Consider the following 24,918-nt stretch of genomic DNA (forward strand, 5'->3'; position numbering starts at 1 on the left):
CTATTATAGTTTTATCGTTTATTAATCCTCGCTACAGCCTTTAGGCGCTTGCCTTTTATTTAGCGAGGTTGTACAGCGCCAATTATCGCTATCGGGCAGATGATAAAAAACCAGCGTCTGCTCATTTAAATAACGTAATGGAAATTTGACGTTTTGAATGGTAGCGATAACTGCGCAATCGGTGTTTGTCACGCCAGCAGCTTTAGTATCAACCGCGATATTGACTTGCTGTGTGCCCATATCTAAAGGCAGATTAAGCGGACACTGTCCTGTTTGCCGATAGCTAAGCGCCACACGATTTTGTGCTGTTTTAGCGGTATCATAGGTATCAAATAACACTTCATTTTCTTTAGGCTTAGCGACAATGGGTAAAAACTGTACCTTTATTACCATTAACGCAAAAGCAAAAAATCCAAAGCCTAAGCCCAAGCCAAATAGACTGACCCCGCCTTCCTTTTTTAAATGCGCTTTTTGCGCCGCTTCATCGCGCGGATAATCATTGATAGCATCCGCAATCTCGCGCCGTGCCATGCGGTAATAATAAGCATCCGTCCAACGTGCCACCATAAACGACCAAAACAGCCAAATCAGCGCCGCGATAGCGATACGTATGCCCATCTGATACGCATCGGCAATAAAAGGCATCGCCACAAACTCAAACGCTACCAATATCAGCGCCACATTCAGTTGAATAAATGACCAACCTGCGACACTATATACAATCGCATCCATATAGCGTTTGCGATACAGCAGCCAAGGAAAGGTGACAAAGAACGCCGCCCAGTGCCATTTAGGCGACAGGTAGCCTTGCTCATCAAACTCCTTAAAGCGTTTAAGATAATACGACTGGCTACGCTGACTGATAAACCATTTATCCAGTTGTTCGCGTTTAGCAGCGCTCAGCTGTTCTTGATAAAACGGTGGCGGCGAATCCGTCTCGATAAATAACATGGTGATAGGCCTTACTGATTATTAAGCATAAATGTTAACGCGCGGATTTGTATATCATTTTTTTATCCAACGATTCTTATTAAGTGGTTATTTTTAAACCCTTCTTTTTAAAACATGCTGGCTATATGATAACGCCAAAAGCCCTGCGTAGAAAACCTATATATATATGAAACCTATATATACAAACAGCCTATAAAGTTATAAGCGTTATGGCGGGTGCGCTAAAACTGTATTGTGCGTTCACAGTGGTGAAGATTTCACTTATAATGAGGCAACTTTATCTACTTAATTAAGCTTTGTTAATCCTATGAGTCAACATCCTAAGCACAATGACATCAATAGTAGTGGTAACGATACGACTGATGCGCAAAACCCTAATACCGCTGATACCATGAACACAGAAATGCAAACCGCTTTTAATATTAATACTGATAGCGTTAATACTGATAACGTGAATGTAGATACTGATGCCAGTAGTCAGACTGAAGAGCCAACGGACAAGCACATTCGTATCGTTAATACCTTTATGAAGCGCCGTACGCACATGAATAAGAATGCCGAGCTAGCACTGACTGCGCCAGAGTTTGCGCATTACTTGGTCAATAACAGTTTCGGAGATGGCAATCTTGAGGGCATTAACGATTTACGCGCGTTATTTGCAGATAGCCCGAATGGCAGTGATGCGCCGCTGACTTTAGAGATTGGTTTTGGCCTAGGCGATTCGTTTATCGAGATGGCCGCCGCAGAGCCGACGCGCAATTTTGTTGGTGTTGAAGTCCATGAGCCAGGTATCGGTAAATGCGCGTATATGGCAGGGACGCAAGGTTTAACCAACGTCAAAATCATCAACGGTGATGCCATCCAATTGCTCAAGCAGCTACCAGAAAATCATATCGACCGCATTCAGCTTTACTTCCCTGATCCGTGGCAAAAAAAGCGCCACTACAAACGCCGCTTTGTCAGCCCTGAGCGTATGGCGATTGTTACGCGCAGCTTAAAGCAAGGCGGCTGGTTCCATACGGCGACCGATTGGGAACATTACGCCTTTTGGATGCTCGAAGTGTTAGATGCTTTTGCTGGACTGACCAATCAAGCAGGCGCTGGTAATTTCACCGACCGTCCTGACTTTCGTCCAATGACTAAGTTCGAGCGCCGCGGTTTAGAGCGCGGACACGGCGTTTGGGATTTGATCTATATCAAGGATTAGGCTTGGTAGCGTAACCCTAGCATTCCTGCACGATAGCGGCTAAGATACTAATAACGTACTTAGCCGTTTTTTTATGCCAATTCATTTTTCCGCTTTTAGCTGAATTTTGCTACTTTTAGCATAGCCCTTGACATATAAGGCTTTGCATGTCGTTTTCAAGATGTTGAGCCATTCAAGGCTGTTATTGAATTCCCTGTAGGCGCAGGCATTATGTGAAACATAGGCGTAACAGAACAATTTTTTTATTAAATTTAAAGTTGCAAAAATAGAAATCATTAATATTTCGCCTGTCTCTAAGTTTTTATGTCTGCGCAAACATCGGTAACATAAGGGTTTGCGGAGTTCTCCCCATAAGCTGTGGATAACCCTGTGTATAAGTCGCTACTTGACAAGCATTTCCTTAGATAGCTTAAAGGGTTAGGTAAAATCGTTCATTTTTTGTACAATTTTAAAAACTTTATAAATCAGTAACTTACGACGTATTTGAAAGATAAATAATATATTTCTAATTTTTTTCAAATTAATTTAAAGCCTATCAATGTTTCACAACCTATAAATAAAAATACTTTTTTTATTGTGGACAACTCATAAAACTATTGACAAACAGCCCTGTTATTAAGTTCGAAATATAGGACAAAGCATAACTACTTCGTCATAATATCAGTAGAATAATAGGCGACATTAACTGTCGTTTAGCCGCTTACTACGCTAAATATTGGGCTTGGTATTTGTTATAATAGTCTTATCTAAACAATAGCGATATAACACAGGATAGCGCGACCAGTATCGCAAAGATAAACCTACAGCCATCGTTATAGCAAATGAGCATTAGCGTTTATGAACTTTTTTTTGCTTTTATCATGATTCGTTTTTACTGTATAGTAAGGTGATATAGCCGATATCACTGTCTTAAACCCACTATAACCCTCTACCTCAAACTTGCCAAATGTGTCGTTTACTGATGATGAAAGTCGTGAGTGATTTCACTAAGCAAGTCGTTATTTAACAAACGCTTTAAACCTATCGTTTTAAAAGCCACGTTTTACATAACTAAACCATTTTATATTTATTATTTTTCACAAGGAGTCCTACATGGACGAAAATAAAGCCAAAGCCCTCAAAGCGGCATTAGGTCAAATTGAAAAGCAATTTGGTAAAAACACTATTATGCATCTTGGTGACGAGTCAGCCACGCTTGACGCCGATGTGGTTTCTACCGGCTCATTGGGTTTAGATATCGCGCTTGGTATTGGCGGTCTACCAAAAGGTCGTATCATTGAGATTTACGGTCCTGAAAGCTCTGGTAAAACCACCATGACCTTGCAAGCGATTGCCGAATGTCAAAAGCAAGGCGGCGTTTGTGCCTTTATCGATGCTGAGCATGCCCTTGACCCAGTTTACGCCCGTAAACTTGGGGTAAATACGGACGATTTACTCGTGTCACAGCCAGACAATGGTGAGCAAGCACTTGAGATTACCGATATGTTGGTGCGCTCAGGGGCAGTTGATATGATTGTCATCGACTCAGTCGCGGCGCTGACCCCGCGAGCAGAAATCGAAGGGGAAATGGGCGACTCGCACATGGGCTTGCAGGCACGTTTGATGAGCCAAGCGCTGCGTAAAATCACTGGTAATGCCAAACGCTCGAACTGCATGGTGGTCTTTATTAACCAAATCCGTATGAAAATCGGCGTTATGTTTGGTAGTCCTGAAACCACAACCGGTGGTAATGCACTAAAATTCTATGCGTCCGTACGTATGGATATCCGCCGTATCGGGGCGGTGAAAAATGGCGATGATATTATCGGTAACCAAACCCGTGTCAAAGTCATCAAAAACAAAATGGCGCCGCCATTCCGCCAAGCTGAATTTGAAATCACTTACGGTGAAGGTACCAACCATCTAGCAGAAGTGATTGATTTGGGCGTTGAGATTGGCGCCGTTGGCAAAGCAGGCTCTTGGTACAGCTATGGCGATGAAAAAATCGGCCAAGGTAAAGCCAATTCGGTACTGTTTTTAAAAGAAAACCCTGCAATTGCTGAAGAGATCGAAGCTAAAATTCGGGCTGAAAAACTCGGAGTAGTCGACCCTAATAAAGCTCCAGACGAGGAAGATCCTGAACAAGACTTTGCTCCTGAGCCTGTGCAATAATAGATTTTTTGTAGAATATGATTGTCTATCATGATTGATTATGAAAATTAAAACCTTAGCTGAAATACTCGCTGAGTCGGAAGCCGATTCAGCGAGCGCTACTCCTGCCAAATCCAAAAAGTCTACCAAATCCTCTGAGTCTGCTAAAAATTCTCAGAGCTCCTATCCAGACAAGCCTAGAAAAACGGCTAAACGTACGACTTATACAAAAAAAGAAGCAACACCTTTACAGGACGATGCTATAACGGATATAGACTCGCTTGCCTCTTCTTCCTCTTATAATAAAAAATCTTATAAAAACAAAAAGCGCAAAAAAAGCTTTCATCCAGCGGCAAATTTCATTCCTGAGCCTAATAACGTACCTTCCTATCAGCCACCAGAAGCGCAAAGCATTAAACAGCTACTTGCCGAGGTTAAGCATGATGTTCATGATAGCGAAGATAATGAGCATACAGATAGCAACATTGCTAACGGTCATAGTGAATTAAACCATCAAGCTAATAATCAAACAGACAACCTACCTGCAGCGCTTAAAGCCTATTTGCGTACGCCTGAGCAACGGCAAGCGGATATCGACGCCATCAAAGCCGAAAGCCGTTTGCGCTGGTTGGCATTTTATTATTTGTCACGCCGTGAATACGGCAAAGCCGAGCTGAAACAAAAGCTGCTAGACAAAGAACAAGACCCCGATAAAATCGATGCCCTACTTGATGAGTTTGCAGAAAAAGGCTATCAAAGCGATTATCGTACCACGCTGATGCTGATACGAGAAAATATCCGTAAAGGACGCGGACGCGCTCGTATTAAGCAAGAGTTCTATCATAAAAAGATAGCCATGCCTGGCAATATTGATGAGCTGATCGACATGGCCAATGCCGAATCGGAAGAATTTAGTGAATTTATCGATGAGGATACCGATAACTTAGTCGAAGGCGTCGATTGGCTAAAACTTGCGGTCACCGCCCGTACCAAAAAATATGGCGATGACATCCCAACTGAGCAAAAAGACAAGGCTCGCCAGCTACGATTTTTGCAATACCGCGGTTTTAATACCGATATCTGCTTTGAGGCGTTAAATTATACGTTAGATACCTTAAATGAGCGCTTCTAACCAATTTGAGCAAACTCATCGATGATTCATAATATTGTCAGTCTATTTATCAATAATAACCAAGCAGTTTCCACCAAATCAAACCTGCGCCTATCCATACCACAAGATTGACCACACTCATGATGGCGCCGATAATCCACCACTCTCCTAGGGTCACATAGCCCGAGTTAAAAATAACCGGCGCCGTACCTGTTGCATAATGGGTCAACGTCATCATGATATTGCCTGCTGCTGCTAAAATAAGCGCATATAACATTGGCGGCGCGCCTAGGCTTAACCCTACGGCATAAAAAGCAGCAAACAAGGCGGTAATATGGGCGGTGGTACTGGCAAAAAAGTAATGAATATACAAATAAACCAATGTTAAAATCACCACAGCGCCGATCCAGCCTACGCCTATTACGCCAATCATTGATTCGATGTTGCTTGAGAACCAGCTAACCAAGCCTAATTTATTGAGGTAAGACGCCATCATAATCAGTGCCCCAAACCATACAATGGTATCCCATGCTGATTTTTCTTTAAGCACGTCATCCCATGTTAATACGCCTGTCAGTATGAGCGCCGTCAAACCGATAAAAGCAGTGGTTGTCGCATCGACACTTAATTGTTCACCAAAGATTAGTGCTGGAATATTGGCCCACAATATCAGCATCAAGGCAAAGACACCCAACATGATTTTTTCCTGCGTGCTCACCTGCCCCATCTCGCTTAGATTGTCTTTAGCAAACTGTTTGGCATCTGGGGTGACTTTGACATCGGGCGGATAAATCAGATAAATAACCAACGGCATCAATAATAAACACAGCATCCCCGGTATAAACATCGCCACTGCCCACGTCGTCCATGACAGCTGAATCTCACTCCCTGTGGCTTTATTGATCAAATCTACCACCAGTGGGTTTGGCGCGGTGGCGGTAATAAACATACCGGATGTAATCGGGTTGGCGTGATAATTCACCATCGCTAAATAACGGCCAATTTTATTTTGCGTGCCCTCTTCTGGCGTTGAATGAAAGCTTTGCGCAATTGACCGCATAATGGGGTGAATAATCCCGCCACCACGAGCGGTATTAGAAGGGGTAATCGGCGCTATCATCAGCTCCGCTGCGCTCAACGAGTAAGCAACGCCAATGGTCTTTTTTCCAAATATTGAGATGAAGTAATAAGCAATACGCCGCCCCAAACCCGTTTTTATAAGTCCTCGCGATATCATCACCGCAATACCGATGAGCCAAATCAGTGGACTTGAATAGCTCGATAAGGCATCAGCGATGGCGTCTTTTGGACTGTCATTAGTCACCCCAGTCAGCGCCACCAACATAACGGCGATAATGGCAATCGCCCCGATGGGCAAGACTTTACCGATAATGGCAACAATGGTGGCGATGAATAAGGCCAGCATATGCCACGCTTCTGGTGTTACTCCATTTGGTACAGGAATCACAAACCAGATAATCAAACCAACTAAGATGGCAATTGCTGCTTGGATAGGCTTAAATGGCATGAGTAATATCCTTGTAAAATACTTATACCTTTATATCGCATGACTTTATATAAAGCTTTTTAAAGAAACTGGGTAATAACATGCAAAGCTATGAAGTAGCCTTAAATAAATTATACCGTTATCATAAATTTTTTGAATCTTCTTAGCGACTTTAGTCACGGTTCTTAACATATCTATTTTTTTAGCACTCAACTCACATAGAAAACTCTGCGCCCTTATCGCGTTAGAATGTAAGTATTTTTGCTAAGCTAAAACAAAAAAAGAGCGCATGTATATGCACTCTTTTCTTAATGACGGAAAGGAAGATTTATAAAGGACAATTATTTTACTTTAATGTGCCTAAACGATTTGATAACTGAGTGATAATTTGGTCAATCTCTTCATTGGCTTCTGGCTCATTTTCCAAATTGCCATTTGGCGTTAATTGGTTCATAACCTCAGGCAGTAGCTCAGCCAGACCTTGGCGGACTTCCATCTCATTTGCGCCGGTATGCGCCGCTACCTGCTGAATCTCACTTTCATCAAATAAACGCGTGATCTCATTAGGATCAAGGTTATCATTGACTTCTTGGTTACTCATCCAAGAACGCGCTTGATTCTCGTAACCCATGCCAGTGATTTTTGATAAAGCGCCACTCAAACCACCATTGCGCTTAATCCAGCTGAGTACCATCGGCATCAATGCGGCGATCAGCATACCTTTACCGCCAAAGCCACCTCTTGTCGTCTGACCGCCAAGTACACCGCCTAGAATATCGCCAAGTCCACCCGCGCCTGCACTCATACCGCCGCGCTGGTTTGCGCCCGTAAGCCCGCCGATGATGTCATCTAAACCAAAACCATTATCACTGCGGCGCTCATACTGCTGTGGATTGTAGCCACTTGGCTGGGTGCCACCACCTAATACACTGCCCAATATATCGCCTAAACCACCGGTGCGGCGTGGATTAATACGTTGGTTGACCGGGTTGCGTTGTCTATCCTCTGGGTCCATCGCACTGCGCGCCACTTGGCTGACTAAGTTTCCTAATAAGCTCATGATATCGTCCTTTTATTATAAATAATGTATCGTCAAATATCTGATTTAATTTACTCATTTAAATAAATTCTCGCCACATACTAGAGCAAATCCTTAAATAATAAGACAAATAAGAGTTTGACGTTTATCTCCACTATAGCAAAACTTTTACTTAGCCTAGATAGACGTTTTGTTATGGCATGTAGCGGCATGTTAGTGATTGAAAGGATGAAATGAGAGGTAGGAAAAGATATATAAAGAATTGCACCATATAGATGACGCTACTTGTATTATTTTCTTAACGCGTGGTCTTTATTTACGCAGTTTTGGCAGAAACGCTATTGGCTAAAACAGACAATTTGCGCCATTGCTCGGCGTCGACTTGATCCCGAAATATCGCGACTGCTAAAGGGCGCTGATAAGGCTCTTTGACAATAAATTTAAAGCATATCACCCAAGAATAGCTGCTGATTGCGATCAACTCAGCTTGCCACAAGTTATCGCCGCGACTGCTTCGCATCAGTAGTTGCCAATGTTGATACATGCTCTTATTTAAGGGCGGCTGGCTTAGATGCAGTAAAATCGGTCGCGATAGCGCTAAATAGCTTACGGTAGCGGCACTTACAATCAATATGAGTACATACTGCCACAACGCCAATGACGCAAGCGCTGCCAATGTCAGCAGCGCAGTTGCTAACACCAGATAAAATATCAAACGTATACGGCTCATAGGTTTGATAGGCGCGTCAATACGTAAGGAGCTTAGCAATGTCATCGTTAGCATCCAAGCAGGATTTTATGTATTCAGAACTTCTATCTAAAAGGTTGGTACTTTGAAAAAACTTCAATGGTTACGTTTAACTTTTACTATGACGCCATGTTTTAATTTTATTAACCAAATCCCATATCGCTGCATTTTCTGGACGGCTTTGGTTGGTAAAATAATCCAATAAATCTGGATCTTCATGGGTCAGCATTTCTGCGAAAGTCGCCTGTTCACTCGGGTCAGCGGTTAAATATAACTCTTTAATATAGGGGTCAATATAAAAGTCCAATTCTTTTAATCCGCGGCGTGCTTGATAAATAATGCGGCGTTGCTCGAGGGTGGGTTCTGGTTGCTTGTTTGGCTCTGGTTGATTGCTAATCGTCATAAAAATATTCCCATAGGTTTAAATGGCATTTAACTAAATATACGTTAAATAAATAGTAAGGTTAATAAATAATAAGAGTCAGCCGTACTTATAAAGGCATCATTTATAAAGATAACGTCTATAAAAGGCAATCTAGCAACAGCCAGCTTATAAAAAGCTATTAATAACCTATCAGCTTTGATTATAAGCCGATAATTGCTGCCATAGCGTCACCGCTTGCTGCATCATAGCGACATTATGGGTGCGGATAATACTAGCGCCCTGTTGTAGTGCAAAAATCCCCGCCGCCGTTCCTACCGCGTCACGCTCTAACGCTTGAGTATTGGCAAGCGCTTCGACTCCGCTTTTGCTTAATACTTCAGCTAAAAAACGCTTACGTGAAATACCAAACATCATTGGCAATCCGAGCGTTTGCAGACGTTCGAGCTGACTTAATAACGCACAATGATGCTCATAGTTTTTTGCAAAGCCAAAACCTGGATCGATAATGATTTTTTCGCGCTTGACGCCCGCGTTTGTCACTTCAACGATACGCGCTGTTAGCTCGGTACTGACTTCTTTAATCACATCATCATACTGAGCAAGATTGTTCATCGTCGTAGGCTCACCGCGCATGTGCATCAGCATGACAGGAACATCAAGCTTAGCTGCCATCTCTGCTGCGCCTTCACGCTTCAGCGCGCGGACGTCATTCCAAATATCAGCGCCTGCTTCAAACGCTGCCTGCATAACGATAGGATTACTGGTGTCTATAGACAACCAAACTCCATCACCAAGTTGCTGCCGGATTGCTTTGACGACTGGCACGACACGCTGCACTTCTTCTTCGGTAGACACAGCAGCGGCATTGGGCCGCGTAGACTCACCGCCAATATCAATAATGGTTGCACCCGCGCCTATCATGTCTTTAGCGTGAGTGATGGCGCTATCAATCGCAGTAAACTGCCCGCCATCAGAAAAAGAATCAGGTGTGACGTTTAAGATCCCCATAACATGCGGCTGTGATAAATCTAAAGTTTTATCGCGGCTCGTTACTTTATAGCTGGGTAAAGGCTGGAATAATGACATAACTTATCCATTATAAATTGTATTTTACAGAATTGTGTTAGCGGTATTTACACTGTTTAAGATTATAAACGTCCATGATAGCAGCAAATCTTATTCCGTCCTAAAGCCTTCGTCAAATGACGCCCACAAAAAAGCCCTTTATCAAAAAGGGCTTTTTATCGACTATCTATGAGATTGTAATAAACGAGAAACTACATCGCTGGTAATGGCGGCGGTGTAGAGTTCGTCGGTTTAATATCAGTTTTCGATAAATCTACTTCATTAGGCTGATAAACTCTTGGCGGACGAGGCTCTTCACCTGCCAAAATATCCTGCAACTGATCGCGGTCAATGGTTTCCCATTTCATCAGCGCATCTACCATCGCATGCATTTTGTCTTGATTGCCTTCAATCAATTCGCGGGCGATATCGTATTGCTCTTCCAGCATACGGCGTACTTCTTCATCAACTTTTTGCTGTGTGGCTTCCGAAATCGTCCGACCACCGCCACCAAAGTAACCCTGTGAGCTATCATCGTCTTCGTAAACCATGATGCCTAGCGCATCTGACATACCATATTTGGTTACCATCGCGCGTGCCATTTTGGTCGCACGTTCAAAGTCGTTTGAAGCGCCCGTTGACATTTGATTGATAAAGACTTCTTCAGCAATACGTCCACCAAACAATATCGCAATATCGTTAAGCATTTTCGATTTATACATGCTGGTCTGATCATGCTCAGGTAGCTGCCAAGTCACACCAAGGGCAAAGCCACGCGGCATAATCGTCACTTTATGAACAGGATCAGTACCGGGTAATAGTTCAGCAACTAGCGCATGACCCGCTTCATGATAGGCTGTCGCGCGGCGCTCTTCTTCACGGATAACCATAGATTTGCGCTCAGGACCCATATATAGCTTGTCTTTTGCGTCTTCAAAGTCATTCATATCAACGCTACGTTTGTTACGACGGGCAGCAAATAGCGCTGCTTCGTTAACAAGGTTGGCGAGCTGCGCACCACTAAATCCTGGCGTACCACGAGCCAATGCATGCGCATCAACACCAATCGTGTTCGGTAATTTGCGTAGATGCACTTTAAGGATTTGCTCGCGACCTTTGATATCGGGCAGACCTACTTGCACCTGACGGTCAAAACGACCTGGGCGCAATAGTGCTTTATCAAGGACATCTGCACGGTTAGTTGCCGCAATCACGATAACGCCTTCGTTACCTTCAAAACCATCCATTTCAACCAATAATTGGTTCAATGTCTGCTCACGCTCATCATTACCGCCGCCCATACCAGAGCCACGATGACGACCGACTGCATCAATCTCATCAATAAAGATAATACAAGGCGCACTCTTCTTCGCTTGTTCAAACATATCACGTACACGTGAGGCACCAACACCGACGAACATTTCAACGAAGTCAGAACCTGAAATCGAGAAGAAAGGTACTTTGGCTTCACCAGCAATGGCTCTTGCCAATAGTGTTTTACCCGTACCTGGAGGACCAACCATCAAGATACCACGTGGAATCGTCGCGCCAAGCTTAGTAAATTTATCAGGGTCGCGTAAAAACTCAACAACCTCGACGACTTCTTCTTTGGCTTCTTCACAGCCAGCAACGTCATCAAAGTTGACCTTGATTTGGTCTTCAGTCAGCATTTTAGCTTTTGATTTACCAAAGCTCATTGGACCGCCGCCTTTGCCACCAGCGCCGCCCTGCATATTACGCATAAAGAATAAAAACAGACCAATAATCAATAAAATTGGGAAACTGGCTATTAGCAGTTGCATCAAAACACTTTGACGCTTAGGCGCGGTGCCTTGCACTTCAACTTGGTTTTCGCGCAATAGTGGCATTAGCTGATCATCAGTCACAGCTGGACGAATGGTCTCAAATGATGAACCATTTTTCTTCTCGCCGGTGATTTGCTCGCCATCGATTTCAACACTGGCTACTTGGTTTTCTGACACGGCGGTCACGAACTCCGAGTAGTTAAGATTATCCGGCTCAGATGATTTGTCAAAGCCGCTAAACACCAGCACTAAAACACCGATCACCACCAGCCACAATAAGGTATTTTTTACCATGTCGCTCACTAGTTATTCCCATCCCTTACTTATTGGTGTGTTTACTAAACACGTGACGTCTATATATAAACGTATGGCTCACTATTCAATGCCTAGCTGCAAATTATTATTTTTACTTAGGTTTAATGACTCTAAAAACCGAGCAAAATAATAAATAAGCGAACTAAAATGAATGACTGAGCGGTTAAAGCGTTTACTCTCAGACGACTTTGCTTAAAACATAGGCTTGATACGTAGATGTAAAAATATAGATTTAAAACAAAGTTAATATATCATGATATGTGGTGCTAACCTGTATAATTCAAGCAGCAATCACATTTATTCAGTTAACGGATTGTAGCGTTTTTACGCTTATTAATCATAGCCTTTATGGTGACCTTTTATCACACTTTATAGGATGGATGATTCGCGCAACTGCTTGACGTTAAAACCTTTTTATTAAATAGTCAAACCAATGACTACTTAATGGCAATCCAAAACATCTCTTTTGAGCGTGGTCGTGAAGCACCCGGTTTGATACTACGAATTTTACTAAAATCCGCCTGCATCTGTTTGCGTAATTCTTGCGTACCCTCGCCTTGAAACACTTTCATAATAAGCGCGCCACCTTCGGGTAAGGTTGCCAGCGCGAAATCGACCGCCAGCTCGCATAAATACATCATGCGCGGCTGATCAATGGCGCTGTTACCAGCGGTATTGGGTGCCATATCCGATAGCACCACATCGACCTGTCGATTGCCAACTTCTGCCATGATACGCTCGAACACGTCTGCCTCACGAAAATCACCCTGAATAAAGGTCACGTCGGGCAAGGTATCCATCGACAGTATATCCGAGGCAATCAGGACGCCTTTTTCACCGACCAATTTGCCAGCGACTTGCGACCAACTGCCGGGCGCACTGCCCAAGTCAACGACGGTCATGCCTTTTTTAATCAGGTTGGTTTTCTCATTTATCTCCAGCAATTTATAAGCAGCGCGGGCACGGTAGCCATCTTTTTGGGCTTTTTTCACATAAGGATCGTCAATATGCTCTTGCATCCAAGCACTGCTGCTTTTTGACAATTTTTTATTTTCAATACGCGTGACCAAAATGACTGCTCCTATTGTTTGGTAATATACCTGCTTGCAAATACATCGTTTGTAAAACACGACTGGCGGTTTATAAAGGGATTGTTTATGACATTTTTAATAAGTGTCTATTAATTATCTATAAAAGCGCTTTTATCAGCATATCATTGCACTATTGCTGAACAACGAAATCTCGTATCTGTCTCATTACCCTTTAACTGCGAAATTCTCTTGGCAAAAACACTGCTTTATAAACCTGTAGCGTTTATAATGTACTTATACTTTCAGTTTAACATTTTCATCACATAAAATCGTGCAAAATCCTGCTGATCTCATACAAGGTGATCATAGATTATCTATAATGGTCATTATCTGCTCGCAATAGCACCTGCTTTTATTTTTACCAACATCTAGGAATAGTATGCAACTCGATAACGCTACCGTTAAACGCCTAAAAGGCATTGGTCATGACCTAAAACCGATTGTTATGATTGGCAATAAAGGCATTACCCCAAGTATCGCTGAAGAGATTGATCGCGCTTTGACCGATCATGAACTTATCAAAGTAAAATTGCCAGCTGGCAGCAAAGAAGAGCGCGATGTCATCGGCGCTGAACTTGCCGCAGCGGCTAATGCGTCTTTGATACACTCAATTGGCCGTATGGCGCTGTTACTGCGTCAAAACCCAAACGCCAATCCAAAGCTGTCAAACCTTGCGCGTCACGCCCAATAAATAAGCTACCTATTTAATTTTAGCTTATGTTCTATCTTATTGAATAAAAGCCGCGCTGCATTTGCTCGCGGCTTTTATGCTATTCATAGTCAGTTCTAAATAAAATACTACAAATATTATAATGCGCTACTGATATTAAACTCTGGATATTATCGACCTATGAGCCAAATTTTTAATTTATGCTTAGCAACTGATACGCTAGCCGCTGATGCCGAGCAGCTAGGTGTCACCATAGCAGACTTACAAGGCATCGAAGTAGAAGTGGTCGCAACTTTGGTCAATAGAGCTGTAATTGCCCAGCCTACAGAATGGCAATTACAGCTTGATTACTGCATAACGCTACCGCTTAAATCGTTATCAGCGCAATTGTACTGGCCAAACTGGCAAGCTGAACAAGTAGGTTTTGCAGATTATTTATGGGAACAGACTTGTCTTGAGTGCTTTTTAGCGGGCGAGTTGATAAACAGCACCGTTACGATAGATAAAGATAATATTCAAACAAACCCTTATATGGAAATAAACGCTAGTCCTGACGGCCGTTATGCGCTTTATCAATTTGCCGACTATCGTAAGCCTGCTACATTACCGCCAGCGCCGCTTTTACAAAGAAATGGGCAAACACGGGCTTCTATTGATTGGACAGCTACTCCCTTCTCAGTGAGTAACGCCGCTGACAACGCAGCGCTGCAATCGGGTTCGACGCCAACCCCCTCTTTTAATGATCCATTAGCAGCTGGCGCTAAAACTTATCATTTCGAGCGTAGCTTTTATTTATCATTAAACCAATTATCCCAAGTACAGACTACCAACGATGAGATTGGCATTGAATACATCCATCCTTGTGTGATTTTGAGCTTCGACACTAAGTTCGGTACAAGGCTCAGTAAAACAGCGTTATATTTCGCGCCCAATCACGCCGCCCCGCCAGATTTTCACGACATGCAGTATTGGCCAGTATTTGATAAATAGGCCGCAATGGTGCAATCCTCTTAAAACGTTAATGCACTCTACATTTTCCTCTCACGCTTTCTAATTTTATGTTTCTGAATTTAATACATAAAAAAACCAGTAATGTCATAAAGAGCATTACTGGGTTCGGAGAAAACTTTTGAATTACGTTACATCTAGCTGCTGCTTATTTGTCAGCCATTGCAAGGTAGATACCGCGATCTGATGCATCATCGACGTATTTTGAATCACGCCATGTCGTGTAGTTATGATGACCGCTGTATGGGCTAATGCTGTTTTGACGGAAGTCAGAAACCCAATCATTACCATCAAATATTTGAATATGGCCATGCGGGCGTCTTGAGGTGCGATCATAGACCACGACGTCGCCTACTTGTGGCTGCGTATTGTTACTGATTTTGGTAAAGCCAGCTTGGGCCAATGTGCCACGAGAGGCATACTGATACGCTGAAGGGTTAGGCGTAAATTCATAACCCGCTGATTGTAGGGCTTTACGCACATAACGAGCACAGTAACCACTACTGCTAGATAGCGCCACACGTGAAGCATTGGCGGCGGCAATCGCAGGTGCAGAATAACGATCTGGCACTGAGCTTGCTTGCTGCTGACGCTGCTCATAAGACAAGCGGCTGGTTAGCGAGGCAAGCTGATATTCTTTTTGCTTAGCATGGGCACTAAGATTGTCAATTGCTTGACTGATTTCATCATTGCTTGAGACATAAGCACCACTTTTAGTGCTATAGATATTGCGACTTGAACCGTAGTTCGCAGAAGTAGAGATATTGGTGATGGTATGACTCAAGGTATTATTTGGTTGAAAGGTTGTTTCGACAGCACCACTCGTCTGTGCTATACCCATTCCCAATACTGACAAAATTAATAAAGCTTGTTTCATAAATTTACTACCTATTGTGAATACAGGATTGCTCGTCATCCGTGACAAAGCATGAATTAATTTAGGGAAGATGACCATGAAATAAACATGATAAAATCCTTAGTACAAAAGCTCGCTGTTTATGATGAATATCGATTTTGTCACCTATTAGATGAGTGTTCACGATGTCAAAGAAACAACCTAACCGACTTGCTAAACTTATCGATCATCAAGCCTTTGCTGGTAGTGCGCTACCTCAAACATTGGCTGATAATATGCGTTTATATCTGCAAGCTACGACCGAAGTAAAAGAGCTTTTGGTAGATTGTCTACCTGAGGAAATCCTCGATAACTGCTGGGTCGTGGGCTTAACCGCTGAGCAACTCATACTCAGTGTGGGCTCGATGACCGCTGCCAATCATATTCGCTATTTGCAGAACGCCTATTTGCAGGTATTAACAGAGCAGTCGATTACATTTAAACAACTCAAGCAAATTCGCGTCGTCGTAGCCAATATTCCCGCTCATAATAATTATTCTAAATCATCACAAGCGTTATCAGCGTCCTTACCAAAGCCTCGTAAAGCCCATGAAAATCAGGCCCTTAGCCAAAACACAAAGCGGACTATATCACAGGCTGCAGAGCATGTCACCACCGATAAAAATCTTAAAAATGCACTTTTGCGCTTAATTAAATCCTAAAAAATTATGGTTTACTATGTAAAGTTATGTAAAACAAACCCATATTCGACTCGGCTAAAGCTGTGTTTTTGTAATCTTGTAAACAAAAAAAATCATCTGTCAGTGTGATTCATAATATGAACCGTACTGACAGATGATATTTTTACTTCCTACAGCTTTTATTCTATCGAAGTTGTAGCGAATTTTTTAAAAAATAGATGAGAAAATATCTATTTAAACGAATATTATTTAGTACTGCTTATAACCAAGTTATGTAATATTGCGTAAATGTTTCGATACTTCGTGTATATTCGTGTATTTATCCTTCGACTGTTATACGATTTAAAGGTAAATATTCTATAGGACAGCTTACATTGTCATCAAAAGTTACAATTTCAAAGTTACTAGGATCTGATAATATCTCGCGTACCAGCATATTGTTTAATGCATGACCAGACTTATAGGCATTAAAACGGCCTAAAATAGGATAGCCAATGAGGTATAAATCGCCTAAAGCATCAAGAATTTTATGACGCACGAATTCATCGTTAAAACGTAGACCTTCTTCATTAAGAATATTGGCATCATCAATAACAATCGCATTGTCCATACTGCCACCTAGCGCCAAGTTATTTTGGCGTAGAGCCTCGATATCTCGTAAAAAGCCAAAAGTACGCGCTGAGCTTAATTGTTCAATAAAATTTTGCGTCGAAAACTGCAATTGTGCATGCTGAAAATCTTTATTAATAGCAGGATGGTCAAAATCAATCTCGAAATTCAACTCAAAGCCGTCATAAGGACGCAGCTCTGCCCATTTGTCATCAACTTTGACGCGGACAGGACGCACAATTTTAATAAAACGCTTTGCCGCTTCTTGTTCACAGAAACCTGCTTGCAGCAGCAAACCTACAAATGGCGCGGCGCTACCGTCCATAATCGGTATCTCCGACGCTGATACGCGAATTAATAGATTATCAACCCCAAGCCCTGCTATCGCACTGAGCAAATGCTCAACGGTACCCACACGCGTGCCACCAAATACTAGATTCGATGACATCATGGTATCTTGTACCAAAAAGGCACTGGCAGGAATCGGTTCGCTACCTGCTATATCAGAACGCTCAAAAATAATGCCAGTATTAATAGGCTGCGGATGAAACTCTAAGTCAACAGGTTGACCACTATGAAGACCAGTACCTGTAACGGCTATTGCTGTTTTTATGGTTCGTTGGTTCATGGCTGTCTTCTCACATATTTTGTTACAATTGCCATAGTGTAGCATTACCCGACCCTATTTCGCTAGCGCTAAAAAGCGTTAATTTGCTTATCTCTTTGATTGATAACACTTATCGTCATTATTTTAACGTTTATTTTTATAACGTAACAAATGCTCAATCTTAGCTAAATTATGTCTAAAGCCTATTTATTAACCATTAACCTTATACTTTTTTACTTTTTTAAAAAACAAAAAAGCCAGTATCGAAATACTGGCTTTTTTATCCAAACTATCTAATGATTGCTTTGTTAAAGACTATTTATTCTGTTGACGCTTTAGATAATCTTGAATGCTATTGGTTTTAGTTTTAGGCTGTTCTTGCGTCACATTTGCGCGTACGGGGCTTTCTTGATACTGCGCTTGAGCTTGCTTTTGGCTGTTTAGCGCACTGGTGTGCAAGTTCGGATCCACAGGCTGGGTACTATTAACAGAAGGTACTGGCTGCTCCACGACTTCAGGCTCTTGACCCGCATTTTCATCTAAGGTCAGACCCGTTGCGATAACCGTCACATGCAAATCATCGCCCATTTTTTCATCGATAACAGAGCCATAGAAAATATGGGCGTCGTCGATATCGGTGATTTCTTCAACGATGACACTGATTTTACTCATCTCATCGAGTGATAATGACTCAGAAGAAATAACGTTAACGAGTAAGCCTTTGGCATTCTCTAAACGTAAATCATCAAGTAATGGCGATCTGATGGCTTTTTCGGTTGCTTGACGCGCACGATCATCGCCGCTAGCACGTCCAATACCCATCATAGCATGACCTTTAGCAGTCATCGCGGTGCGAATGTCATTAAAGTCAATGTTAATCATACCTTCGCTAGCGATGGTTTCTGCAATACCTTGTACCGCATGCAATAAAACGTCATCGGCCTTTTTGAAAGCATCCTGCATAGAGATGTTGCCGTAGACGCTCATAAGCTTGTCATTGGGAATCGTGATGATTGAGTCAACGAAATTGGTCAACTGCTCAATACCCGCTTTGGCAGCCTTAATACGCTTACCACCTTCAAACTTAAATGGCGTTGTTACAACTGCTACGGTCAACACTTCCATTTCTTTGGCAATACGCGCAACCACTGGCGCTGCACCCGTACCTGTACCACCGCCCATACCTGCGGTAATGAACACCATATCTGAGTGCTCGAGTAACGCACGGATGGCTTCTTCATCTGCTTCTGCCGCTTCACGACCAACTTCTGGGTTTGCCCCTGCGCCAAGACCGCGGTTGGTTTTGGCACCAAGCTGCAATTTATGCGGCGCTGTAAGACGATCGAGCGCTTGTTTATCGGTATTGGCACAGACAAATGTTACACCTCTAATCCCTTGTTGTACCATATGCTCAACCGCATTACCGCCGCCGCCGCCCACACCGAATACAGTGAAGCTTGCCTGGCCGTTACTTTGAAGCTGATTATCATCTGGCATGGTGTATTTTGACATAAAAAGATTTCTCCAGTTGCAGATAGCGTGATGGTCGATACGTAGTAACACACTCATAGGGCGCGCTATCGACTTACTATATATAAACGTATTTAATTAAAACAGGGCAATGGCTTAAATAGTCATGCGTTGCCAATGTATGCCGTTATGGTACAGGGTGCTTATTAATCTGTTGCTTATCATGCGGCGTCTTACTCTTCTCTGCTTAACGCTTAGCAGAGGCAAATTTGCCAGCAGAATTATAATATCTTTTTGAGTACACTCGCAAAACGTTGTCCGGCACTTTGAAAAACACCCTTCACGCGACTTTTTTGAATCGCTTCTGGCTCACTTTTTTCACTACGACGAAATTGCTCGCTCTGACTATATAGTAAGGTACCAAATGCGGTTTGATAAGCGCGATCATTGACCTGTATATTCAGCTGTTTGAACGATTCATCATTGTCAAAGTGATTATAAGCGCTAATCGCAGGATGAGTATTGGTCAATACTACTGGCATTTTTAGCAATTTTTTGGCAAAAGGTATCATGCCTTTAATAGAGCTGCCGCCGCCTGAGAGTACCAGCCCTTTATCAATATAGCCTAATAAATCGGCATCATGTAATTGGCGTACCACTTCGGTAAATATTTGCTCATAGCGCGCTTCGATAATGCGCGCTAGATTATAAGTACCAATATTAATCTCGTCACCTGAGCCTTGCGGCTTAAATAGAAAGAACGAGCTGGGATCGACGCTATTGACATCAACCGTACCGTGCGTTTTTTTAAGGCGCTCAGCTTCTATCATTGAGATACCGACATCGGCTGAAATGTCCATCGTCACTTCATGGCTGCCGGTAGCAATACAATGCGTGAAAATTAGCTTATTCTCTTTATAGACGCAAATACTGGTGGTACTGGCACCAATATCGACCAAACAAACCCCTTGCTGGCGCTCATCGGGCATCAAGCTATATTCTGCGCTGGTCACCGCATCAAAAACGATGTGGTCGATACCGACGTCACAGCTTTGCAAAAGTTTTTGAATATTTTGACGGCTAGAGACAGGCATCATCATCATATGATACATGACGGTGATATTGTGTGCGACCATGTCAATGGCATCGTCAACCATAAACTCTTGATTGTCGATATAAATACCTTGTTGGCAACAATGCATCAAATAATAATCAGGCGATAAATCTTGTGACTTGGCATTAGACAATGCTTGTACCATATCTTGAGCGCGGACAACTTCGTCTTCTACCCTAACGTCTCCGGCACTGTTTTTACTTAACAGCTCAGGAGTCGCTAAGGTCAGCCAAACGCTATGCACGCGGCAATTGGCAGTGTCTTCAGCTTCTTGAATCGCTTGTCTGATAGCGCCTTGTAAGCGTTCGCGATGCTTTATCTGACCTTGATAGAAGTCGTTATTTTTAACTTGTCCTACACCCATAATACGTATGTCTTTTGCAGACACAACATTACCAATAACGACATAGACTGCCGTGGCACTTAAATGGACAACAACCAGATTTTCAGTATTTTTCATGGTACCAGACAAATTATCGCTAAACAGGAGAGCAAATGACGTCTCCATTAAATCATTGAAAAATGCGTTATGATCACGCGGTCATATTATCAGTAAACTCTCTTTATCAAGAAGCAAACCGGTATTGGAAATCGACTGCTTTCTTAATTTATGGTGCTTTATTCTTATTGCTTAGTATGATTTTACGATGCTATTTTATGGCGGTGTTTCACCATCTTTTGGGGGCGCCAAATTCCATGCGATAGTAAATCCATTTTTATAACGAAGATCGACAGACTGCATTTCATCGCGGCGATTACTTAATTGATTACCAAGTAGTTGACTTAAATTCAACAGTTTTTGCGCGGTGTTTTCATTGTCAACGATAACACGTAAGCCATTATCAAAGCGAATCAGCCACGTCATTCTTGGCGATAAAATGATATCCTCAACTTGCATATCGAGCGGTGCATACCAGTCGTTAACTTGTTGCATTTGTTGCATGATAACTGGCGCTTGCGCTATATCGCCTTGCAGCGTCGCAAATTGCTCTTGCGTCAGCTCTCTACTATCAGCCGGCACGAAAACCGCCCCTTTGGCATCGACTAAACGCTCGGTACCAAAATTTGCTACGGCCTGTTTTGGCAGCGCTTTCACGACAATACCTTGTTGCCAATCACGGCTGATACTGACTTGGTCCACCCAAGCAAGACCGGTAGAGATATCTCTGAGCGCCTGCAAATCAGAAGTAAAAAAACTACTCACGCTTTGTTGGTTCATCACTTGTTGTAACACACGATATTGCGCTACGGTCAGCCCTCTATCGTCAACGTGGATAGCGGCGGGCGGTGCATCACGCAATGCTTTACCGCCCATGACCAATATCAGCACCAGCAAACCTAACACCAATACTGTGAAAAAATATCTGAGCATAGAGGGTATTTGCAAATTAGATTTAGGGTGCGAGGTTTTATCACTCATCAAGTCAGCGATGTCATTGACAGTTTGAGTCATAATACACGTCGTCCCTATTTTTGCTTAAACTATTTGCATAACGCCAATAGTGCTTATTATTAATGGTAAATCCGCTAATCGGTACAGCAATCGATGAAACTGCCATATTATCAATTTATTTGTCTAAAACGAGCGATAAAGCTCAGTTAGGCGCATTAAAACGTAACATTTTTCTTATTTAATGAATAACTTAAAAAAATTGCGTAAATAACTATAAATATCACTAATATAGACCAATAATTACAATATTAACGTATTTTACGTTTAAACAATAGCTCAACCCTTACTACTAACAACGAATTTACACAAGTTTACACGAAGCTGTGTTATAGCAGGGCTAGCGATACATTTGTCTGTATTAGATAGCACTATTAATGGTTAAATATATCGCTGATCAAATAAAACTTATGATCAAATAGAGCTTATATAGTCAATCTAAAAAGCATTCGCACAATTTTATATGCTGCTAAATGCCTAACTATAAAGTTTGCGCTAGAATATGCCAGCATAAAGCATCGAAATCCATACCGCGAGCTTTGGCAGCCATTGGCACCAAGCTATGACTGGTCATACCCGGTACGGTATTAATCTCGAGTAGCCAAAAGTTGCCTGCTTCGTCTTGCATCGCATCAATACGTCCCCAGCCTTTAGCATCGACAGCACGGAATGCCGCCAAGCTCAAATCTTGCAAGTGCTTTTCATCAGCAGCGCTTAGCCCACAAGGAATATAATAGCTGGTATCGTTACGGTTGTATTTGGCTTCAAAATCATAGAAGTTGGTGATATCAGCAGGCTCAAGGCGTATCACTGGATAAGCTTCGTCATCGATAATAACAATGGTAAATTCGCGCCCAGTAATCCAGCGCTCAGCCATCACCGCGTCACCGCACTGCACCGCCGTTGCATAAGCGGCAGGCAATTCATCGAGGTTATTAACTTTGGTCATACCGATACTTGAGCCTTCATGGACTGGTTTGATAATCAGCGGCAAGCCAAGCATATTCACCACTTGCTGCCAGTCGGTATCCGCGGTTAACAATGAAAATGGCGCGGTTGATAAGCCGCAGCCTTGCCAAAGCTGCTTGGTGCGGACTTTATCCATTCCAAGCGCTGATGCCAAAATGCCAGAACCGGTTTGCGGAATATTAAACCATTGCAGCACGCCTTGTAGCAGACCGTCTTCGCCGCCGCGACCATGCAAGACGTTAAAAACGCGATCAAACTTACGCAGCTCGGTAATATCTTGATCTTTTGGGTCAAAATGCGTGGCATTTACACCTTGATTTTGTAGCGCTTTTAATACGGCAGCCCCACTGTCTAATGAGACGCTGCGCTCGTTGCTACTGCCGCCACAAATGACGGCAACTTTACCAAACTGACTGGCGTCTTTGACTTTGCTGTTTGCGATGCTAGGAACGGCCTTATCGTTTTGCGCATGACTTGCAGCATTATCTTGCTGTGCTTGTGCCGCCGCTGCTAACGCCAGATCTGGATTGACAATCGTAGCTTTAGCGTCTGCATTGATACTTTTATCAATGTTGCTTTCATTTTTTTGCTGATTGTTTTCTTGTTTAATATTTTCTTGGTTATTAATAGTCATGCGTCTTATTCCTAAAATTCTTTTGCGGCTTGTTTGATATATAGATTATTAGCGGCCAATTCGACTGCTATTTGTCCAACATTTCCTGCCCCCTGGGTGATTAGCATGTCATTGGCTTTGAGCAAACGCTGCATGACTGGGGCGATATTAGCTTTATCGATAATCGTTGGCTCAACGGCGCCGCGCAAACGGATACTGCGTGCCAAGGCTTTGGTATCAGCGCCGGCAATCGGAGTTTCACCAGCAGGATAAACGTCCAATAACAACAACTCATCGACGCTTGAAAGCACTTCGACAAAATCATCAAAGCAATCACGCGTACGACTATAGCGGTGCGGCTGGAACATCATGACTAAGCGGCGCTCAGGAAAGCTTTGACGCGCCGCTTTAATGGTTGCATCGACTTCTCTTGGATGGTGACCGTAATCATCAATCAGCAAGACGTTACCATCGTCTATTTCTACAGACGCTTGCTGCTCAAAGCGGCGACCGACACCGGCAAATTTTTGTAGGGCGCGGGTAATTGCTTCATCGTCGACGCCTTCGTCGGTTGCCATGGTAATAGCAGCCAGTGCATTATAAACGTTGTGTACACCGGGAATATTTAAAGTCAGACGTAACGGCTCACGGTCACGGCGTAAGACGGTAAAGTGGGTTTTTGTACCTTCGCTAACCAAATCAACTGCCTGTACATCGTTAAACGGCTCAAGCCCAAAGGTTAATACCGGACGCCCGATGTCATCGATCATAGCGTACAATTCAGCGTCGTCACCGCAGACCACCGCCAACCCATAAAACGGCATATTTTGTAAAAACTGGATATAAGCAGCTTTTAATTTATCAAAACTGTTGCTATAGGTTTCCATATGGTCTTGATCAATATTGGTGACAATCGCCGCCATCGGATGCAAAGTTAAAAACGACGCATCAGATTCATCGGCTTCGGCAATTAAATAACGGCTGCTACCAAGCGCAGCATTTTTACCAGAAGCATTTAATTTACCACCAATGACATAAGTCGGATCGAGCTTACCTTCCGCCATCATGGTGGTCAGCAGACTGGTGGTGGTGGTTTTACCATGGGCGCCCGCTACAGCGATACCATGACGATAGCGCATCAACTCGCCGAGCATATCTGCACGGCGTACTACAGGCAGACGCGCTTCAAGCGCTGCCTTTACTTCAGGGTTGCTACGGTCGATGGCAGACGAGACGACGATGACATCGGCATTGGCGATATTTTTGGAATCATGCCCAATCGCGATATCAATACCAATTTCTGCTAAGCGCTTCGTCACCAAGCTTTCAGCAATATCCGAACCACTGACTGTATAACCTTGATTGTTCATCACTTCAGCGATACCACACATCCCCGAGCCACCAATGCCAACAAAATGCAAATGCTGGATACGGCGCATTTCTGGTATTTCAATCAAACGTTTAGTTAAAGATTTAGCAGAGGTCGGCATAGGGTTTTCTCTTTATTGAAGACGAACA

21 protein-coding genes are annotated in these 24,918 nt (G+C 42.9%); 6 read left to right on the forward strand and 15 right to left on the reverse strand.

What is annotated here, in order from left to right:
* Nucleotides 1-21: 21 nt before the first annotated feature.
* Nucleotides 22-951 (reverse strand): DUF2628 domain-containing protein, encoded by a 930-nt coding sequence (locus JMX70_RS02825; RefSeq protein ID WP_201589380.1) that lies wholly within the window; start codon nt 949-951, stop codon nt 22-24.
* A gap of 391 nt (nt 952-1,342) precedes the next feature.
* Between JMX70_RS02825 and trmB the strand changes: the two genes are divergently transcribed.
* The 3 genes from trmB to JMX70_RS02840 all read left to right on the forward strand — a co-directional run bounded on the left by trmB (nt 1,343) and on the right by JMX70_RS02840 (nt 5,420).
* Complete coding sequence (gene trmB, locus JMX70_RS02830; protein ID WP_227671158.1) at nt 1,343-2,158, forward strand: tRNA (guanosine(46)-N7)-methyltransferase TrmB; 816 nt, start codon at nt 1,343-1,345, stop codon at nt 2,156-2,158.
* 1,092 nt (nt 2,159-3,250) lie between these two features.
* Nucleotides 3,251-4,309 (forward strand): recombinase RecA, encoded by a 1,059-nt coding sequence (gene recA, locus JMX70_RS02835; RefSeq protein WP_191691025.1) that lies wholly within the window; start codon nt 3,251-3,253, stop codon nt 4,307-4,309.
* 40 nt (nt 4,310-4,349) lie between these two features.
* Nucleotides 4,350-5,420, forward strand: a complete 1,071-nt coding sequence (locus JMX70_RS02840) for a regulatory protein RecX (protein ID WP_201589382.1) — start codon at nt 4,350-4,352, stop codon at nt 5,418-5,420.
* Nucleotides 5,421-5,469: 49 nt separating this feature from the next.
* Here JMX70_RS02840 and JMX70_RS02845 read toward each other — a convergent pair whose 3' ends face one another.
* The 7 genes from JMX70_RS02845 to JMX70_RS02875 all read right to left on the reverse strand — a co-directional run bounded on the left by JMX70_RS02845 (nt 5,470) and on the right by JMX70_RS02875 (nt 13,333).
* Nucleotides 5,470-6,927 carry an anion permease gene (locus tag JMX70_RS02845; protein WP_201589384.1) on the reverse strand — a complete coding sequence of 486 codons (1,458 nt, stop codon included), beginning with the start codon at nt 6,925-6,927 and terminating at the stop codon, nt 5,470-5,472.
* Nucleotides 6,928-7,252: 325 nt separating this feature from the next.
* Entirely contained in the window at nt 7,253-7,966 is a 714-nt protein-coding gene (locus tag JMX70_RS02850; protein ID WP_201589386.1) for a YidB family protein, read from the reverse strand.
* A gap of 295 nt (nt 7,967-8,261) precedes the next feature.
* Entirely contained in the window at nt 8,262-8,720 is a 459-nt protein-coding gene (locus JMX70_RS02855; RefSeq protein WP_201589388.1) for a protein YgfX, read from the reverse strand.
* An 82-nt stretch (nt 8,721-8,802) separates the two neighbouring features.
* Complete coding sequence (locus JMX70_RS02860; protein WP_068403808.1) at nt 8,803-9,096, reverse strand: FAD assembly factor SdhE; 294 nt, start codon at nt 9,094-9,096, stop codon at nt 8,803-8,805.
* Between the two features lie 171 nt (nt 9,097-9,267).
* On the reverse strand, nt 9,268-10,164 hold the full coding sequence (folP, locus tag JMX70_RS02865; RefSeq protein ID WP_201589390.1) for a dihydropteroate synthase: 897 nt from the start codon (nt 10,162-10,164) through the stop codon (nt 9,268-9,270).
* 191 nt (nt 10,165-10,355) lie between these two features.
* Nucleotides 10,356-12,251, reverse strand: coding sequence for an ATP-dependent zinc metalloprotease FtsH (gene ftsH / locus JMX70_RS02870; protein ID WP_068403805.1), 1,896 nt, complete (start codon nt 12,249-12,251; stop codon nt 10,356-10,358).
* A 449-nt stretch (nt 12,252-12,700) separates the two neighbouring features.
* Entirely contained in the window at nt 12,701-13,333 is a 633-nt protein-coding gene (locus JMX70_RS02875; protein ID WP_191691012.1) for an RlmE family RNA methyltransferase, read from the reverse strand.
* A gap of 400 nt (nt 13,334-13,733) precedes the next feature.
* On the opposite strand from JMX70_RS02875, the gene JMX70_RS02880 reads away from it, so the two are divergent.
* Together JMX70_RS02880 and JMX70_RS02885 are read left to right on the forward strand one after the other, a co-directional pair.
* The gene (locus JMX70_RS02880) at nt 13,734-14,045 is read left to right on the forward strand and encodes a YhbY family RNA-binding protein (RefSeq protein ID WP_144296662.1); all 312 of its coding nucleotides are present in this window, start codon (nt 13,734-13,736) and stop codon (nt 14,043-14,045) included.
* Nucleotides 14,046-14,204: 159 nt separating this feature from the next.
* Complete coding sequence (locus tag JMX70_RS02885) at nt 14,205-15,014, forward strand: DOMON domain-containing protein (RefSeq protein ID WP_201589392.1); 810 nt, start codon at nt 14,205-14,207, stop codon at nt 15,012-15,014.
* 166 nt (nt 15,015-15,180) lie between these two features.
* Here the strand turns inward: JMX70_RS02885 and JMX70_RS02890 are convergent, their stop codons facing one another.
* Entirely contained in the window at nt 15,181-15,909 is a 729-nt protein-coding gene (locus JMX70_RS02890) for a CHAP domain-containing protein (RefSeq protein ID WP_191691009.1), read from the reverse strand.
* 164 nt (nt 15,910-16,073) lie between these two features.
* On the opposite strand from JMX70_RS02890, the gene JMX70_RS02895 reads away from it, so the two are divergent.
* Nucleotides 16,074-16,589 (forward strand): hypothetical protein, encoded by a 516-nt coding sequence (locus JMX70_RS02895; protein WP_201589394.1) that lies wholly within the window; start codon nt 16,074-16,076, stop codon nt 16,587-16,589.
* A gap of 298 nt (nt 16,590-16,887) precedes the next feature.
* Here JMX70_RS02895 and lpxC read toward each other — a convergent pair whose 3' ends face one another.
* The 6 genes from lpxC to murC all read right to left on the reverse strand — a co-directional run bounded on the left by lpxC (nt 16,888) and on the right by murC (nt 24,890).
* On the reverse strand, nt 16,888-17,805 hold the full coding sequence (gene lpxC, locus JMX70_RS02900; RefSeq protein ID WP_068403793.1) for a UDP-3-O-acyl-N-acetylglucosamine deacetylase: 918 nt from the start codon (nt 17,803-17,805) through the stop codon (nt 16,888-16,890).
* 294 nt (nt 17,806-18,099) lie between these two features.
* The gene (gene ftsZ, locus JMX70_RS02905; RefSeq protein WP_068403791.1) at nt 18,100-19,296 is read right to left on the reverse strand and encodes a cell division protein FtsZ; all 1,197 of its coding nucleotides are present in this window, start codon (nt 19,294-19,296) and stop codon (nt 18,100-18,102) included.
* Between the two features lie 239 nt (nt 19,297-19,535).
* Entirely contained in the window at nt 19,536-20,828 is a 1,293-nt protein-coding gene (ftsA, locus tag JMX70_RS02910) for a cell division protein FtsA (protein WP_201589397.1), read from the reverse strand.
* 195 nt (nt 20,829-21,023) lie between these two features.
* Nucleotides 21,024-21,821: a cell division protein FtsQ/DivIB gene (locus tag JMX70_RS02915; RefSeq protein WP_191691005.1), complete on the reverse strand. Its 798-nt coding sequence runs from the start codon at nt 21,819-21,821 to the stop codon at nt 21,024-21,026.
* Nucleotides 21,822-22,299: 478 nt separating this feature from the next.
* The gene (locus JMX70_RS02920; RefSeq protein WP_227671140.1) at nt 22,300-23,421 is read right to left on the reverse strand and encodes a D-alanine--D-alanine ligase; all 1,122 of its coding nucleotides are present in this window, start codon (nt 23,419-23,421) and stop codon (nt 22,300-22,302) included.
* Nucleotides 23,422-23,432: 11 nt separating this feature from the next.
* Nucleotides 23,433-24,890 carry a UDP-N-acetylmuramate--L-alanine ligase gene (murC, locus tag JMX70_RS02925; RefSeq protein WP_201589400.1) on the reverse strand — a complete coding sequence of 486 codons (1,458 nt, stop codon included), beginning with the start codon at nt 24,888-24,890 and terminating at the stop codon, nt 23,433-23,435.
* Nucleotides 24,891-24,918 lie beyond the last annotated feature (28 nt).

It is taken from the genome of Psychrobacter pulmonis (assembly GCF_904846465.1).
Classification (GTDB): Bacteria; Pseudomonadota; Gammaproteobacteria; order Pseudomonadales; family Moraxellaceae; genus Psychrobacter; species Psychrobacter faecalis.

Coding starts and splice junctions, on each gene's coding strand:
- JMX70_RS02845 (WP_201589384.1), bottom strand. CDS start 6,927: ATGCCATTTAAGCCTATCCAAGCAGCAATTGCCATCTTAGTTGGTTTG.
- JMX70_RS02840 (WP_201589382.1), top strand. CDS start 4,350: ATGAAAATTAAAACCTTAGCTGAAATACTCGCTGAGTCGGAAGCCGAT.
- JMX70_RS02920 (WP_227671140.1), bottom strand. CDS start 23,421: ATGACTATTAATAACCAAGAAAATATTAAACAAGAAAACAATCAGCAA.
- ftsA (WP_201589397.1), bottom strand. CDS start 20,828: ATGAAAAATACTGAAAATCTGGTTGTTGTCCATTTAAGTGCCACGGCA.
- murC (WP_201589400.1), bottom strand. CDS start 24,890: ATGCCGACCTCTGCTAAATCTTTAACTAAACGTTTGATTGAAATACCA.
- JMX70_RS02850 (WP_201589386.1), bottom strand. CDS start 7,966: ATGAGCTTATTAGGAAACTTAGTCAGCCAAGTGGCGCGCAGTGCGATG.
- recA (WP_191691025.1), top strand. CDS start 3,251: ATGGACGAAAATAAAGCCAAAGCCCTCAAAGCGGCATTAGGTCAAATT.
- ftsZ (WP_068403791.1), bottom strand. CDS start 19,296: ATGTCAAAATACACCATGCCAGATGATAATCAGCTTCAAAGTAACGGC.
- folP (WP_201589390.1), bottom strand. CDS start 10,164: ATGTCATTATTCCAGCCTTTACCCAGCTATAAAGTAACGAGCCGCGAT.
- JMX70_RS02895 (WP_201589394.1), top strand. CDS start 16,074: ATGTCAAAGAAACAACCTAACCGACTTGCTAAACTTATCGATCATCAA.
- JMX70_RS02885 (WP_201589392.1), top strand. CDS start 14,205: ATGAGCCAAATTTTTAATTTATGCTTAGCAACTGATACGCTAGCCGCT.
- JMX70_RS02880 (WP_144296662.1), top strand. CDS start 13,734: ATGCAACTCGATAACGCTACCGTTAAACGCCTAAAAGGCATTGGTCAT.
- trmB (WP_227671158.1), top strand. CDS start 1,343: ATGAACACAGAAATGCAAACCGCTTTTAATATTAATACTGATAGCGTT.
- JMX70_RS02825 (WP_201589380.1), bottom strand. CDS start 951: ATGTTATTTATCGAGACGGATTCGCCGCCACCGTTTTATCAAGAACAG.
- lpxC (WP_068403793.1), bottom strand. CDS start 17,805: ATGAACCAACGAACCATAAAAACAGCAATAGCCGTTACAGGTACTGGT.
- JMX70_RS02855 (WP_201589388.1), bottom strand. CDS start 8,720: ATGACATTGCTAAGCTCCTTACGTATTGACGCGCCTATCAAACCTATG.
- JMX70_RS02860 (WP_068403808.1), bottom strand. CDS start 9,096: ATGACGATTAGCAATCAACCAGAGCCAAACAAGCAACCAGAACCCACC.
- JMX70_RS02915 (WP_191691005.1), bottom strand. CDS start 21,821: ATGACTCAAACTGTCAATGACATCGCTGACTTGATGAGTGATAAAACC.
- JMX70_RS02890 (WP_191691009.1), bottom strand. CDS start 15,909: ATGAAACAAGCTTTATTAATTTTGTCAGTATTGGGAATGGGTATAGCA.